Origin of the sequence: Serratia sp. FS14 (assembly GCF_000695995.1) — a bacterium.
In the GTDB taxonomy this organism is placed as follows: domain Bacteria; phylum Pseudomonadota; class Gammaproteobacteria; order Enterobacterales; family Enterobacteriaceae; genus Serratia; species Serratia nematodiphila.
In genome coordinates, this window is the sequence record NZ_CP005927.1 from 1,265,334 (window position 1) to 1,280,070 (window position 14,737).

Here is a 14,737-nt window from a genome sequence, read left to right on the forward strand (position 1 = left end):
TTTGTTTTTAGATGCCTTGCCTGATGTTTGTCCGGCGAGGTTAAACACGGGGAGCCTCTCACGAGGCGATACTACCCAAACCGAGGAAATTTAAATGGCTAAGAAAGTACAAGCCTACGTTAAGCTGCAAGTTGCAGCTGGTATGGCTAACCCGAGCCCACCAGTGGGTCCAGCTCTGGGTCAGCAGGGCGTTAACATCATGGAATTCTGTAAGGCATTCAACGCTAAAACTGACAGCGTTGAGAAAGGTCTGCCGATTCCGGTTGTTATCACCGTTTATTCTGATCGCTCCTTCACTTTCGTTACCAAAACCCCGCCAGCAGCAGTTCTGCTGAAAAAAGCGGCTGGTATCAAGTCTGGTTCCGGTAAGCCGAACAAAGACAAAGTAGGTAAAGTGACCCGTGCTCAGGTACGTGAAATCGCAGAAACCAAAGCTGCGGACATGACTGGTTCTGACGTTGAAGCGATGACTCGCTCCATCGAAGGTACCGCTCGTTCCATGGGCCTGGTAGTGGAGGATTAAGAGATGGCTAAGCTGACCAAGCGCATGCGCGTGATCCGTGACAAAGTTGATGCTACTAAACAGTATGACATCACTGAAGCTGTTGCTCTGTTGAAAGAGCTGGCCACCGCTAAATTCGTAGAAAGCGTTGACGTTGCCGTTAACCTCGGTATCGACGCTCGTAAATCTGACCAAAACGTTCGTGGCGCTACCGTTCTGCCACACGGCACCGGTCGTTCCGTTCGCGTTGCCGTATTTACCCAAGGCGCTAACGCTGAAGCAGCGAAAGCTGCCGGCGCAGAGCTGGTAGGTATGGACGATCTGGCTGAGCAGATCAAGAAAGGCGAAATGAACTTCGACGTTGTTATTGCTTCCCCGGATGCAATGCGCGTTGTAGGTCAACTGGGCCAGATCCTGGGTCCACGCGGCCTGATGCCAAACCCGAAAGTGGGTACCGTTACTCCGAACGTTGCTGAAGCAGTGAAAAACGCTAAAGCAGGTCAGGTTCGCTACCGTAACGACAAAAACGGCATCATCCATACCACTATCGGTAAGGTTGATTTCGACGCAGACAAACTGAAAGAAAACCTGGAAGCCCTGCTGGTTGCGCTGAAAAAAGCAAAACCTTCTCAGGCGAAAGGCATGTACATCAAGAAAGTTAGCCTCTCCACCACCATGGGTGCTGGCGTTGCTATCGATCAAAGCGGTCTGTCTGCCGCAGCGAACTAATCGCACTTGCGATTATCGCTTTGACTTGGGGCCGAGATTTGTCTAGAATCTTATGCCCCAAGGTTTTGCTATTGGCTATGCCGTAGGCAAAACAAAGATTTTTCGGTTGGAGCCTGGCCTATCCAGGCCTCCGTCCAAGACCGCAGGTGTATCGCAAGATACTTAATCCTTCCTGCGTAGACGGTGACAGAGCCTAAGAAAATTTTTCTTTTTTATAAAAGAATGTCTTTGCTGGATTCTGCTCACCGTGTTAAGCCGCTCGGCGTGGCGTTTTACAAAGCGCCGAGTGAAGTGAGTTCCGGGGGATTTTCCCCGGCTAATCCAGGAGCAAAAAGCTAATGGCATTAAATCTTCAAGACAAACAAGCGATTGTTGCTGAAGTCAGCGAAGTAGCCAAAGGCGCGCTGTCTGCGGTTGTTGCGGATTCCCGCGGCGTTACCGTAGATAAAATGACTGAACTGCGTAAAGCAGGTCGTGAAGCTGGCGTTTACATGCGTGTTGTTCGCAACACTCTGATGCGTCGCGTAGTTGAAGGCACTCCATTCGAATGCCTGAAAGACACGTTTGTCGGTCCAACCTTGATTGCATTCTCTCACGAACACCCGGGCGCTGCTGCTCGTCTGTTCAAAGAGTTCGCGAAAGCGAATGCAAAATTCGAGGTTAAAGCTGCGGCCTTTGAAGGTGAGCTGATCCCAGCGGCGCAAATCGACCGCCTGGCGACGCTGCCAACTTACGAAGAAGCGATCGCACGCCTGATGGCAACCATGAAAGAAGCCGCTGCCGGCAAACTGGTTCGCACTCTGGCTGCAGTACGCGATCAGAAAGAAGCGGCGTAAGCCACTCTTTCTTAGCCTTTGCTAACGTATTTAAACTATTTCTGAATTTTAGGAACAATTGTTATGTCTATCACTAAAGACCAAATCCTGGAAGCAGTTGCCGCTATGTCCGTAATGGACGTTGTTGAACTGGTTTCCGCTATGGAAGAAAAATTCGGCGTTTCTGCTGCTGCTGCTGTAGCTGTAGCTGCTGGCCCAGCTGAAGCTGCTGAAGAGAAAACTGAATTCGACGTTATCCTGAAAGCTGCAGGCGCTAACAAAGTTGCTGTTATCAAAGCAGTACGTGGCGCTACCGGCCTGGGTCTGAAAGAAGCTAAAGACCTGGTTGAATCTGCTCCAGCCGCTCTGAAAGAAGGCGTGAGCAAAGATGACGCAGAAGCTCTGAAAAAATCTCTGGAAGAAGCTGGCGCAGAAGTTGAAGTTAAATAAGCCAACCCTTCCGGTTGCAGCCTAGTCTTTTAGGCTGATGGCTGGTGACTTTTTAGTCACCAGCCTTTTTGCGCTGTAGGGCGCCAGTAGCGTTTCACACTGTTTGGCTGCTGGTTTCGCCTCCCAATGTTTGTTTCTATCGACGACTTAATATACCGCGGTCTTTGCACTACCAGGAGTTCTGGGGGAAGGCGCGATGAAATGGTTTAAGCGTGATAGCAAGAGATATTGCGGAAAGTGTTCCCGCTTTCCGGTCGACAAAACGGTGTTGCATGAACTGTCCCTAATCGGACGGACAGATTGGGTCACTGATCAGCGAGCTGAGGAACCCTATGGTTTACTCCTATACCGAGAAAAAACGTATTCGTAAGGATTTTGGTAAACGTCCACAAGTGCTGGACATACCATATCTCCTTTCTATCCAGCTTGACTCGTTCCAGAAGTTTATCGAGCAAGATCCAGAAGGGCAGTACGGCCTTGAAGCCGCATTCCGTTCTGTTTTCCCTATCCAGAGCTACAGTGGCAATTCGGAGCTGCAATACGTTAGCTACCGTCTTGGTGAGCCGGTCTTCGACGTCAAAGAGTGCCAGATCCGTGGTGTGACGTTCTCTGCACCGCTGCGCGTAAAACTGCGCCTGGTTATCTATGAGCGCGAAGCGCCTGAAGGTACGGTCAAAGACATCAAGGAACAAGAAGTCTACATGGGCGAAATTCCGCTCATGACCGAAAACGGCACCTTTGTGATCAACGGTACTGAGAGGGTTATCGTATCTCAGTTGCACCGTAGTCCTGGCGTATTCTTCGACAGCGATAAGGGTAAAACCCACTCCTCGGGTAAAGTGCTGTACAACGCACGCATCATCCCTTACCGCGGTTCATGGTTGGACTTCGAGTTCGATCCGAAAGACAACCTGTTCGTGCGTATTGACCGTCGCCGCAAACTGCCTGCGACCATCATTCTGCGCGCGCTGAACTACACCACTGAACAGATCCTCGACCTGTTCTTTGACAAGATCGTCTTCGAAATCCGCGACAACAAGCTGCAGATGGAGCTGGTGCCTGAGCGCCTGCGTGGTGAGACCGCTTCGTTCGATATCGAAGCCAACGGCAAGATCTACGTAGAGAAAGGCCGTCGTATCACCGCCCGTCATATCCGTCAGCTGGAAAAAGACGACATTCAGAGCATTGAAGTACCGGTAGAGTACATCGCGGGCAAAGTGGTCGCGAAAGACTATATCGATACCAATACCGGCGAACTGATCTGCGCAGCCAACATGGAGCTGTCGCTGGATCTGCTGGCCAAGCTGAGCCAGTCCGGCCACAAGCGCATCGAAACGCTGTTCACCAACGATCTGGACCACGGCGCGTATATCTCTGAAACGCTGCGTGTCGATCCGACCAACGATCGTCTGAGCTCGCTGGTAGAAATCTACCGCATGATGCGTCCTGGTGAGCCGCCAACGCGCGAAGCTGCCGAAAGCCTGTTCGAGAACCTGTTCTTCTCCGAAGACCGCTACGATCTGTCCGCGGTCGGCCGTATGAAGTTCAACCGTTCTCTGCTGCGCGACGAGATCGAAGGTTCGGGCATCCTGAGCAAAGACGACATCATCGAAGTGATGAAGAAGCTCATCGATATCCGTAACGGCAAGGGCGAAGTGGACGATATCGACCACTTGGGCAACCGTCGTATCCGCTCCGTCGGCGAAATGGCCGAGAACCAGTTCCGCGTAGGTCTGGTGCGTGTTGAGCGTGCGGTGAAAGAGCGTCTGTCTCTGGGCGATCTGGATACCCTGATGCCTCAGGACATGATCAACGCCAAGCCGATTTCGGCGGCGGTGAAAGAGTTCTTCGGCTCCAGCCAGCTGTCCCAGTTCATGGACCAGAACAACCCGCTGTCCGAGATCACGCACAAGCGTCGTATCTCTGCACTGGGCCCGGGCGGTCTGACCCGTGAGCGCGCCGGCTTTGAAGTTCGAGACGTACACCCGACCCACTACGGCCGCGTGTGTCCAATCGAAACGCCGGAAGGTCCAAACATCGGTCTGATCAACTCCCTGTCCGTGTACGCACAGACTAACGAGTATGGCTTCCTGGAAACCCCGTACCGCCGCGTGCGCGACGGCGTGGTGACCGATGAAATCAACTACCTGTCTGCTATTGAAGAAGGCAACTTCGTTATCGCCCAGGCGAACTCCAACCTGGATGAAGAAGGCCGCTTCGTAGAAGACCTGGTCACCTGTCGTAGCAAAGGCGAATCAAGCCTGTTCAGCCGCGACCAGGTTGACTACATGGACGTATCCACCCAACAGGTTGTTTCCGTTGGTGCCTCACTGATTCCATTCCTGGAACACGATGACGCCAACCGTGCATTGATGGGTGCGAACATGCAACGTCAGGCCGTACCAACCCTGCGCGCTGACAAGCCGCTGGTCGGTACCGGTATGGAACGCGCCGTAGCGGTTGACTCCGGCGTAACCGCCGTTGCCAAACGCGGCGGTGTGATCCAGTACGTGGATGCTTCCCGTATCGTTATCAAAGTTAACGAAGACGAGATGTACCCGGGCGAAGCAGGTATCGATATTTACAACCTGACCAAGTACACCCGTTCTAACCAGAACACCTGCATCAACCAGATGCCGTGTGTGAATCTGGGTGAGCCAATCGAGCGCGGCGACGTGCTGGCGGATGGCCCATCGACAGACCTGGGCGAACTGGCACTGGGCCAGAACATGCGCGTAGCGTTCATGCCTTGGAACGGCTACAACTTCGAAGACTCCATCTTGGTCTCCGAGCGCGTGGTGCAGGAAGATCGCTTCACCACCATCCACATTCAGGAACTGGCGTGCGTATCTCGCGACACCAAACTGGGGCCTGAAGAGATCACCGCCGACATCCCTAACGTGGGTGAAGCTGCGCTCTCCAAACTGGATGAATCCGGTATCGTGTATATCGGTGCTGAAGTGACCGGCGGCGACATTCTGGTCGGTAAGGTAACGCCTAAAGGCGAAACCCAGCTGACGCCGGAAGAGAAACTGCTGCGTGCGATCTTCGGTGAGAAGGCGTCTGACGTTAAAGACTCTTCTCTGCGTGTGCCGAACGGCGTTTCCGGTACGGTTATCGACGTGCAGGTCTTCACCCGCGATGGCGTGGAAAAAGACAAGCGCGCGTTGGAAATCGAAGAGATGCAGCTGAAGCAGGCGAAGAAAGACCTGACTGAAGAACTGCAGATCCTGGAAGCTGGTCTGTTCGCACGTATCCACGCGGTGCTGGTTGCCGGTGGCATCGAAGCCGACAAGCTGAGCAAGCTGCCGCGCGATCGCTGGCTGGAACTGGGCCTGACCGACGAAGAGAAGCAAAACCAGCTGGAGCAGCTGGCTGAGCAGTACGACGAACTGAAATCCGACTTCGAGAAGAAGCTGGAAGCCAAGCGTCGTAAGATCACTCAGGGCGACGATCTGGCGCCGGGCGTGCTGAAAATCGTCAAGGTTTATCTGGCCGTTAAACGTCAGATCCAACCGGGTGACAAGATGGCAGGCCGCCACGGTAACAAGGGTGTTATCTCCAAGATCAACCCGATCGAAGATATGCCTTACGATGAAAACGGCACGCCGGTAGACATCGTACTGAACCCGCTGGGCGTACCATCACGTATGAACATCGGTCAGATCCTGGAAACCCACCTGGGTATGGCTGCGAAAGGCATCGGTGAGAAGATCAACCAGATGCTGAAGCAGCAGCAGGAAGTGGCCAAGCTGCGTGAGTTCATCCAGAAGGCTTACGATCTGGGCGACGACGTTTGCCAGAAAGTTGACCTGAACACCTTCAGCGACGACGAAGTACTGCGTCTGGCAGAGAACCTGAAAAAAGGTATGCCGATCGCAACGCCGGTGTTTGACGGTGCGAAAGAGACTGAAATCAAGAAGCTGCTGGAAATGGGTGGTATCCCGACCTCCGGTCAGATCACGCTGTTCGATGGCCGTACCGGTGAGCAATTCGAGCGCCAGGTTACTGTTGGCTATATGTACATGCTGAAACTGAACCACTTGGTTGACGATAAAATGCACGCCCGTTCAACCGGTTCTTACAGCTTGGTTACTCAGCAACCTCTGGGTGGTAAAGCGCAGTTCGGTGGTCAACGCTTCGGTGAGATGGAAGTGTGGGCACTGGAAGCATACGGCGCGGCTTATACCCTGCAGGAAATGCTCACCGTTAAGTCGGATGACGTTAACGGCCGTACCAAGATGTACAAAAACATCGTGGATGGCGACCACCGGATGGAGCCAGGCATGCCGGAATCCTTCAACGTACTGTTGAAAGAAATCCGCTCGCTCGGCATCAACATCGAACTGGAAGACGAGTAATCGTCATGCCGGCTCAGGCTCCCCGCCTAAGGGAGCCTGAGGGTGGTTGTTCAGGTCACACGGGTACCTACTGCGGTTGTGGGTACCCAACAGGTTTAACTCCGACAGGAGCCAATCCGTGAAAGACTTATTGAAGTTTCTGAAAGCGCAAACTAAGACCGAAGAGTTTGATGCGATCAAGATTGCTCTGGCCTCGCCAGACATGATCCGTTCGTGGTCGTTCGGTGAAGTTAAGAAGCCGGAAACCATTAACTACCGTACGTTCAAACCTGAGCGTGACGGCCTTTTCTGCGCCCGTATCTTCGGGCCGGTAAAAGATTACGAGTGCCTGTGCGGTAAGTACAAGCGCTTGAAACACCGCGGCGTGATCTGTGAGAAGTGCGGCGTTGAAGTGACCCAGACCAAAGTGCGCCGTGAGCGCATGGGCCACATCGAGCTGGCTTCCCCGACTGCGCACATCTGGTTCCTGAAATCGCTGCCATCCCGCATCGGTTTGCTGCTGGATATGCCGCTGCGTGACATCGAACGCGTACTGTACTTCGAATCCTATGTGGTGGTCGAAGGCGGTATGACCAACCTCGAGCGCCGTCAGATCCTGACTGAAGAGCAGTATCTGGACGCGCTGGAAGAGTTCGGTGACGAATTCGACGCCAAGATGGGTGCGGAAGCCATTCAGGCCCTGTTGAAAAACATGGATCTGGAAGCCGAGTGCGAGCAGCTGCGTGAAGAGCTGAACGAAACCAACTCCGAAACCAAGCGCAAGAAGCTGACCAAGCGTATCAAGCTGCTGGAAGCGTTCGTACAGTCCGGTAACAAGCCGGAGTGGATGATCCTGACCGTGCTGCCGGTACTGCCGCCGGATCTGCGCCCGCTGGTTCCGCTGGATGGCGGTCGTTTCGCGACGTCGGATCTGAACGATCTGTATCGCCGCGTGATCAACCGTAACAACCGTCTGAAACGCCTGCTGGATCTGGCTGCGCCTGACATCATCGTGCGCAACGAGAAGCGTATGCTGCAAGAAGCGGTAGACGCCCTGCTGGATAACGGCCGTCGCGGTCGTGCCATCACCGGTTCCAACAAACGTCCTCTGAAATCTTTGGCCGACATGATCAAAGGTAAGCAGGGTCGTTTCCGTCAGAACCTGCTCGGTAAACGCGTTGACTACTCCGGCCGTTCCGTAATCACCGTAGGTCCATACCTGCGTCTGCATCAGTGCGGTCTGCCTAAAAAGATGGCGCTGGAGCTGTTCAAACCGTTCATCTACGGCAAGTTGGAGCTGCGTGGCCTGGCCACCACCATCAAAGCCGCCAAGAAAATGGTTGAGCGTGAAGAAGCCGTTGTTTGGGATATCCTGGACGAAGTGATCCGCGAACACCCGGTACTGCTGAACCGTGCACCAACCCTGCACCGTTTGGGTATCCAGGCGTTTGAACCGGTTCTGATCGAAGGTAAAGCGATCCAGCTGCACCCGCTGGTTTGTGCGGCCTATAACGCCGACTTCGATGGTGACCAGATGGCCGTTCACGTACCGCTGACGCTGGAAGCCCAGCTGGAAGCGCGTGCGCTGATGATGTCCACCAACAACATCCTGTCCCCAGCGAACGGCGAGCCAATCATCGTTCCTTCTCAGGACGTTGTACTGGGTCTGTACTACATGACCCGCGACTGTGTTAACGCCAAGGGCGAAGGCATGGTGCTGAACGGTTCCAAAGAAGCTGAGCGCGTATACCGCGCCGGCCTGGCGTCTCTGCATGCGCGCGTTAAAGTGCGTATCACCGAAGACGTCAAGAACGCCGAAGGCGAGTGGACCTCTCAGACCAGCATCATCGACACCACCATCGGCCGCGCCATCCTGTGGATGATCGTACCGAAAGGTCTGCCGTACGCGATCGTTAACCAGCCTTTGGGCAAGAAAGCGATCTCCAAGATGCTGAACACCTGTTACCGCATCCTGGGCCTGAAGCCGACCGTAATCTTTGCTGACCAGATCATGTACACCGGTTTTGCTTACGCAGCCCGTTCCGGCGCTTCCGTAGGTATCGACGACATGGTTATCCCGGCCAAGAAGGCGGAGATCATCGAAGAAGCGGAAACCGAAGTTGCCGAGATCCAGGAGCAGTTCCAGTCTGGTCTGGTTACCGCCGGCGAACGCTACAACAAAGTGATCGATATCTGGGCTGCAGCGAACGAACGCGTTGCGAAAGCGATGATGGAAAACCTGTCGGTAGAAGACGTGGTTAACCGTGACGGCGAAGTGGAACAGCAAGTTTCCTTCAACAGCATCTTTATGATGGCCGACTCCGGTGCGCGTGGTTCCGCCGCTCAGATTCGTCAGCTGGCCGGTATGCGTGGTCTGATGGCGAAGCCGGACGGCTCCATCATCGAAACGCCAATCACCGCGAACTTCCGTGAAGGTCTGAACGTACTCCAGTACTTCATCTCCACCCACGGTGCTCGTAAGGGTCTGGCGGATACCGCACTGAAAACCGCGAACTCCGGTTATCTGACTCGTCGTCTGGTTGACGTGGCGCAGGACCTGGTGGTGACCGAAGACGACTGTGGCACCCACGACGGCATCCTGATGACTCCGGTTATCGAAGGTGGCGACGTGAAAGAGCCGCTGCGTGAACGCGTTCTGGGCCGTGTGACGGCAGAAGACGTCCTCAAGCCGGGTACGGCGGACATTCTGGTGCCACGCAACACCCTGCTGAACGAGAAGGCGTGTGACCTGTTGGAAGAGAACTCTGTCGACAGCGTTAAAGTCCGTTCCGTGGTGAGCTGTGAAACCGACTTCGGTGTGTGTGCAAACTGCTACGGTCGCGACCTGGCACGTGGCCACATCATCAACAAAGGTGAAGCCATCGGCGTTATCGCGGCACAGTCCATCGGTGAGCCGGGTACACAGCTGACGATGCGTACGTTCCACATCGGTGGTGCGGCATCTCGTGCGGCTGCTGAATCCAGCATTCAGGTGAAAAACAAGGGTAGCATCAAGCTGAGCAACGCGAAGTTCGTTATGAACGCCGCAGGCAAGCTGGTGATCACCTCGCGTAACACCGAACTGAAACTGATCGACGAATTCGGCCGTACCAAAGAAAGCTACAAGGTGCCTTACGGCGCCGTGATGGGCAAAGGCGACGGTGAAGAAGTTAACGGCGGCGAAACCGTCGCTAACTGGGATCCGCACACCATGCCGGTCATCAGTGAAGTCAGCGGCTTCATTCGCTTCGCCGACATGGTCGACGGCCAGACGATTACTCGTCAGACCGACGAACTGACCGGTTTGTCTTCTCTGGTTGTTCTGGACAGCGCAGAGCGTACCGGTAGCGGTAAAGACCTGCGTCCGGCACTGAAAATCGTTGACGCACAGGGCGAAGACGTATTGATCCCAGGTACTGATATGCCTGCCCAATACTTCCTGCCGGGCAAAGCGATCGTTCAGCTGGAAGACGGCATTCAGATCGGTGCGGGTGATACCCTGGCGCGTATTCCTCAGGAATCCGGCGGTACCAAGGATATTACCGGTGGTCTGCCGCGCGTTGCCGACCTGTTCGAAGCGCGTCGTCCGAAAGAGCCGGCAATCCTGGCTGAAATCAGCGGGATTATCTCGTTCGGTAAAGAGACCAAAGGCAAACGTCGCCTGGTGATCTCTCCGCTGGACGGCAGCGACGCTTACGAAGAGATGATTCCGAAATGGCGTCAGCTCAACGTGTTCGAAGGCGAAGTGGTGGAACGTGGCGACGTCGTTTCCGACGGCCCAGAGTCTCCGCACGACATTCTGCGTCTGCGTGGCGTGCATGCGGTTACCCGCTACATCACCAACGAAGTGCAGGAAGTTTACCGTCTGCAAGGCGTTAAGATTAACGATAAGCACATCGAAGTTATCGTTCGTCAGATGCTGCGTAAAGGCACCATCGTTAGCGCTGGTGGCTCCGAGTTCCTGGAAGGCGAGCAGGCTGAAGTGTCTCGCGTCAAGATTGCCAACCGTCAGCTGGAAGCTGAAGGTAAAATCGCGGCAACCTTCTCGCGCGATCTGCTGGGTATCACCAAGGCATCCTTGGCGACCGAGTCCTTCATCTCCGCCGCATCGTTCCAGGAAACGACGCGCGTTCTGACCGAAGCTGCCGTAGCCGGCAAGCGTGATGAACTGCGTGGCCTGAAAGAGAACGTCATCGTGGGCCGTCTGATCCCAGCCGGTACCGGTTACGCTTATCATCAGGATCGCATGCGTCGCCGTGCTCAGGGTGAAGCGCCGGTTGTTCCGCAAGTCAGCGCGGAAGAAGCGACCGCGAACCTGGCCGAGCTGCTCAACGCAGGCCTGGGCGGCAGCGACGACGAGTAATCGTCATCCGCGCCGCGGGCCCGGCATGCCGGGCCCATTGCCAGATAAACCGCTCCCTAGGGGGCGGTTTTTTTTCGCCTCATGCCGGGGCAGAGCAAACTTTGCTACTATGGTTACAGCAGAAATTGACCGGCGCTTTTACCAGACAACCAAGGACAGTGCGAACATGGACAGCCTCATTACCTTCGAAAAATTGACGGCGCAACACCTGCCTTACCTGTATGAGATCCGCTTTTCCGTTGAAGAAAACTTGCTGCATCCGCATCAGATCCAGTATCTGCAGCGCAGGCAGGCGCTGGAGGACATCAACCAGGGCGGCGGCTGGATCTGCAAGCATGGCGACGACTATGCCGGCGTTGGCTTCGGGTTATTCATCCCTGAACCGCTGATCGGCGGCCTGTTCGTGAAGCCGGAATACCAGTCGAAGGGGATCGGCTCCGCCTTGTTGGCGCGAGTCACCGCCTGGATGTTTGAGCGCGGCGCCGAAGCGATCCACTTAACCACCGATCCGGGCTCCAAAGCCGAAGGCTTTTATCAACATCACGGCTGGGCCGTGGTCGGGCAGGATGAGTTCGGCCAGGCCGAACTGGTGAAACGCAAAGAGGGTGAATAATGACAATCAAAGGATTGATGACGTTACTGCTGCTTTCGCTGTTCAGTGCACCGCTGTATGCGGCCGTTGACTATTTTTACCTGAAACCGCTCGACGGCGAGAAGATCAAGATAACCCGGCAGATGCTGGAGGCGATGCCGCAGCACACGATTAAAACCTCGACCAATTTCACCCCGGAAGATACGTTCACCGGCGTTGAGTTTGCGGAGTTAGTGAAAGCCTACCACCTGAAAGGCCAGTCGGTGCGCGCTTTCGCCTGGGATGATTACTCCTATTCGATGCCGATTGACGAGATGATTAAATACCGTGTGATCGTCGCCTACCAGCGCGGCGGCAAGCCGATCGACGTTGGTGAGCTGGGGCCGTTCGCCATTATTTATCCGCGCGATGGCTATGCCGAACTGAATAACCTGGATGTGAATGCGAAAACCGTCTGGCAAGTGAAACGGTTGGAGCTGAAATAAGATGAGCAAAAAACTGATCGGTACTCTTATCGCGTTGGTTGCCATCTTCTCCTTATTGATTTTGTTGATTGCCATTAACTTCGGCGGCGTAAAAGAGCGCTATAAGCAGATCGAGCCCAATCTGGACAACTACTCGGTGGCCGAGATCCTGTTTCTGGCGTTTGAAAGGACCAAAATCGCGCTGTTGCTCAGTGAAAACAACGACTACGACGCCTTCCAGATCAAAAAGAAAATCTTCTACTCGAAGATTCAGATCCTGGAGAGCCGTTCGACCTTCAGCGACTCTTTTTATTACGACGACGAGTTCATCAAAAATGTTGCGCTGCTGAAGCAGCAGTATCGCACGTTGGACGATCTTTCTGCCGGCTTGCTGGTGGGGCTGAAAAACAAGGCGGACATTCTCTCTTATATGGATGATATCGAGGGTACGCTGGTCGATATCCAGGAAATTATTTATCGGATACAGATTAAAAATTTTACCGAAGTGAAAGGCATCATCCAGGACAACTCGAGTAAAGCCGAGATGTTCGCCCTCTTTTCGCTGATTTTAGTGTTCCTGATGATGTTCCTGGTGCTGAGAAACGCCTTCTCGTTGAAAGAGATCATCAAGAACAAGAACATCTTTATCTCTTCCATCTACCACGAGATCGCCGGCTCGACTCAGGCCATCGTCATTGCCGCGGATATCATGGAACATGAGCTGGCGCAGGAAGAGTTGAAAAAAGAAGCCCGCCTGATCTCCTATCACGGTAACAAGATCGCCGAACAAACGCGCGAGGTGATGGATTATTCTCGGCTTGAGATGGGAGAAGTTAAAATCAATATTTCCACCTTCCGGCTGAATGAGGTGGTGGACGATGCCGTAACCGGCATCGGCGCCGGGCGAGGCAATCGCCTCGTGATCCACCGTTCGTCTTATGCCGGCCTGATTGGTTCTGATAAATACAAGCTCTACCGAATATTGGCCAACCTGCTCAGCAACGCGGATAAGTTTACCCACCACGGCGCGATCGCCCTCAATGTGAAGGTGTGTCACGGCAATCTGTATTTACGGGTAAAAGACACCGGCATCGGGTTTAACGTCGATAATCTGGATCGGTTATATAAGGCGTTCAATCAGGGGGTAGAAAGGGAGACGCGGCAGGGATTAGGGCTGGGGCTGACCATTATCAAAAATTACGTCACGACGATGAAAGGCACCATCAAGGTCAAATCCGTCGAAGGGGGTGGCTCATCGTTTTTGATCCGCATTCCGGTCAAACTAATTAAAGAATAGGTTCGACAGCAATAGCGAAGAGATAATCAGCGGCTTGGTCGGTTTTTCCACCAGGTGCACGTCATAGTGCAGGATCATATCGCCGATGTTTTTCTCGTAGTGATTCAGCTGGCCGGTCAGAATGATGATGCGGGCGTGCGGATCGAGGGCGTCTTTAATTTTCTTCACCACGCGTTCGGAAGTCTCGCCGAAGTCCAACAGCCAGTCCAAAATAAACGCCTCAAAGGACTGCTGCTCCAGCGCGGCCAGCATGGCGTCCGCCGTCTGAAAGGTCTCAGCCTCGATGCCGTAGCGGCTGGCGATCTTCTTCAACAGTTCGAGAATATCGCCGTCATTATCCAGGATCGCGATGCGCGGGGCCGGCAGAAAGTCTATCTTGTTGACTTTATACAGCGGGGCATCGGCTGCATATTCCCGATTGGTGTTGATGATGAAAAGATCGTCCTTTTTGTAGGCGTAAGTTTCGTCGTTGTCCGCTTGAGTGACCGGGCGCTCGTCGACCTCAATGTTACAGCGCTTGTGAATGCTGTTCATGATAAACACGCCGTTATGTGTCCTTTGGCCGGCAAACGGCTCGTTGAAATACTGGAAAACCTTTTTGACTTCATCGAGGGTGATGCCCCTTTTGCCATCCAGCTTTTGTTTGGCGCTGTTGTACTGAAGGTTCAGTATGTTGGCCATCGTGGAGGCATGTTTTCTGTCGCCAACTCCTTTCAGAGTGAGCAACGCGCTGATTGCATCGATGTAATTTGGCGTTTTCTTCATGACAACCTTGGCTTTTTTGATGTTAACCGCGAGCGTTGCAAAACCTGCGTGAGGACCCGTGCTGGATTATAGATGAAGCCTCGGTTATTGCGGTGATATCAGTTTGATTTTCCTTGGCAAACTCAAAACACACTCGATGACAAATAAAAAACACTCAAAAGACATTCACATTTAGCCGTTTATGTGGTTAATTAGCGCACATACTGTGTGATTCGCGTCCTGGGGGGGTGCCAGTCTCACAAAATAAACCGCCTGCTCTTGTCCGTAAGCAGGGAGCAGGCGGCAAAAAGATCCGCGGCCGACACCAGGGCCATTGGCAGCACCGGGGATGGCTACTCGAACCTCTCTTCGTCGCTGTACCTTCTTTTTTCCTCTTTCCCCACTTTTCTGCCGCAACAGCGTCCTATGAGTTTCACCGCT

At 53.9% G+C, this 14,737-nt stretch carries 10 protein-coding genes; 9 read left to right on the forward strand and 1 reads right to left on the reverse strand.

Translation table 11 applies throughout. From position 1 onward, the window contains the following. Window positions 1–94: 94 nt before the first annotated feature. The 9 genes from rplK (at window position 95) to L085_RS05880 (ending at window position 13,552) form a co-directional block, all read left to right on the forward strand. The gene (gene rplK, locus L085_RS05840) at window positions 95–523 is read left to right on the forward strand and encodes a 50S ribosomal protein L11 (protein ID WP_015376316.1); all 429 of its coding nucleotides are present in this window, start codon (window positions 95–97) and stop codon (window positions 521–523) included. Window positions 524–526: 3 nt separating this feature from the next. Then, window positions 527–1,231, forward strand: coding sequence for a 50S ribosomal protein L1 (gene rplA, locus L085_RS05845; RefSeq protein ID WP_004929908.1), 705 nt, complete (start codon window positions 527–529; stop codon window positions 1,229–1,231). 338 nt (window positions 1,232–1,569) lie between these two features. Further along, window positions 1,570–2,067: a 50S ribosomal protein L10 gene (rplJ, locus tag L085_RS05850; RefSeq protein ID WP_004929905.1), complete on the forward strand. Its 498-nt coding sequence runs from the start codon at window positions 1,570–1,572 to the stop codon at window positions 2,065–2,067. A 63-nt stretch (window positions 2,068–2,130) separates the two neighbouring features. Further along, the gene (gene rplL / locus L085_RS05855; RefSeq protein ID WP_004929903.1) at window positions 2,131–2,496 is read left to right on the forward strand and encodes a 50S ribosomal protein L7/L12; all 366 of its coding nucleotides are present in this window, start codon (window positions 2,131–2,133) and stop codon (window positions 2,494–2,496) included. 332 nt (window positions 2,497–2,828) lie between these two features. Further along, complete coding sequence (gene rpoB, locus L085_RS05860) at window positions 2,829–6,857, forward strand: DNA-directed RNA polymerase subunit beta (RefSeq protein WP_004929900.1); 4,029 nt, start codon at window positions 2,829–2,831, stop codon at window positions 6,855–6,857. 118 nt (window positions 6,858–6,975) lie between these two features. Then, on the forward strand, window positions 6,976–11,199 hold the full coding sequence (gene rpoC / locus L085_RS05865) for a DNA-directed RNA polymerase subunit beta' (protein ID WP_004929899.1): 4,224 nt from the start codon (window positions 6,976–6,978) through the stop codon (window positions 11,197–11,199). A 166-nt stretch (window positions 11,200–11,365) separates the two neighbouring features. Further along, window positions 11,366–11,812: a GNAT family N-acetyltransferase gene (locus L085_RS05870; RefSeq protein WP_016929429.1), complete on the forward strand. Its 447-nt coding sequence runs from the start codon at window positions 11,366–11,368 to the stop codon at window positions 11,810–11,812. Next, window positions 11,812–12,276 carry a hypothetical protein gene (locus L085_RS05875; protein WP_004929895.1) on the forward strand — a complete coding sequence of 155 codons (465 nt, stop codon included), beginning with the start codon at window positions 11,812–11,814 and terminating at the stop codon, window positions 12,274–12,276. The genes L085_RS05870 and L085_RS05875 overlap by 1 nt, the downstream gene beginning before the upstream one ends. 1 nt (window position 12,277) lies before the next feature. Next, the gene (locus L085_RS05880) at window positions 12,278–13,552 is read left to right on the forward strand and encodes a HAMP domain-containing sensor histidine kinase (protein WP_044030296.1); all 1,275 of its coding nucleotides are present in this window, start codon (window positions 12,278–12,280) and stop codon (window positions 13,550–13,552) included. Here L085_RS05880 and L085_RS05885 read toward each other — a convergent pair. Next, window positions 13,538–14,317: a helix-turn-helix domain-containing protein gene (locus L085_RS05885; protein WP_033631531.1), complete on the reverse strand. Its 780-nt coding sequence runs from the start codon at window positions 14,315–14,317 to the stop codon at window positions 13,538–13,540. The genes L085_RS05880 and L085_RS05885 overlap by 15 nt on opposite strands. Window positions 14,318–14,737: the final 420 nt, after the last annotated feature.

Excerpts from the sequence above, each read along its gene's own strand:
- rplK (WP_015376316.1), top strand. The coding sequence starts at position 95 with ATGGCTAAGAAAGTACAAGCCTACGTTAAGCTGCAAGTTGCAGCTGGT.
- rplA (WP_004929908.1), top strand. The coding sequence starts at position 527 with ATGGCTAAGCTGACCAAGCGCATGCGCGTGATCCGTGACAAAGTTGAT.
- rplJ (WP_004929905.1), top strand. The coding sequence starts at position 1,570 with ATGGCATTAAATCTTCAAGACAAACAAGCGATTGTTGCTGAAGTCAGC.
- rplL (WP_004929903.1), top strand. The coding sequence starts at position 2,131 with ATGTCTATCACTAAAGACCAAATCCTGGAAGCAGTTGCCGCTATGTCC.
- rpoB (WP_004929900.1), top strand. The coding sequence starts at position 2,829 with ATGGTTTACTCCTATACCGAGAAAAAACGTATTCGTAAGGATTTTGGT.
- L085_RS05870 (WP_016929429.1), top strand. The coding sequence starts at position 11,366 with ATGGACAGCCTCATTACCTTCGAAAAATTGACGGCGCAACACCTGCCT.
- L085_RS05875 (WP_004929895.1), top strand. The coding sequence starts at position 11,812 with ATGACAATCAAAGGATTGATGACGTTACTGCTGCTTTCGCTGTTCAGT.
- L085_RS05880 (WP_044030296.1), top strand. The coding sequence starts at position 12,278 with ATGAGCAAAAAACTGATCGGTACTCTTATCGCGTTGGTTGCCATCTTC.
- L085_RS05885 (WP_033631531.1), bottom strand. The coding sequence starts at position 14,317 with ATGAAGAAAACGCCAAATTACATCGATGCAATCAGCGCGTTGCTCACT.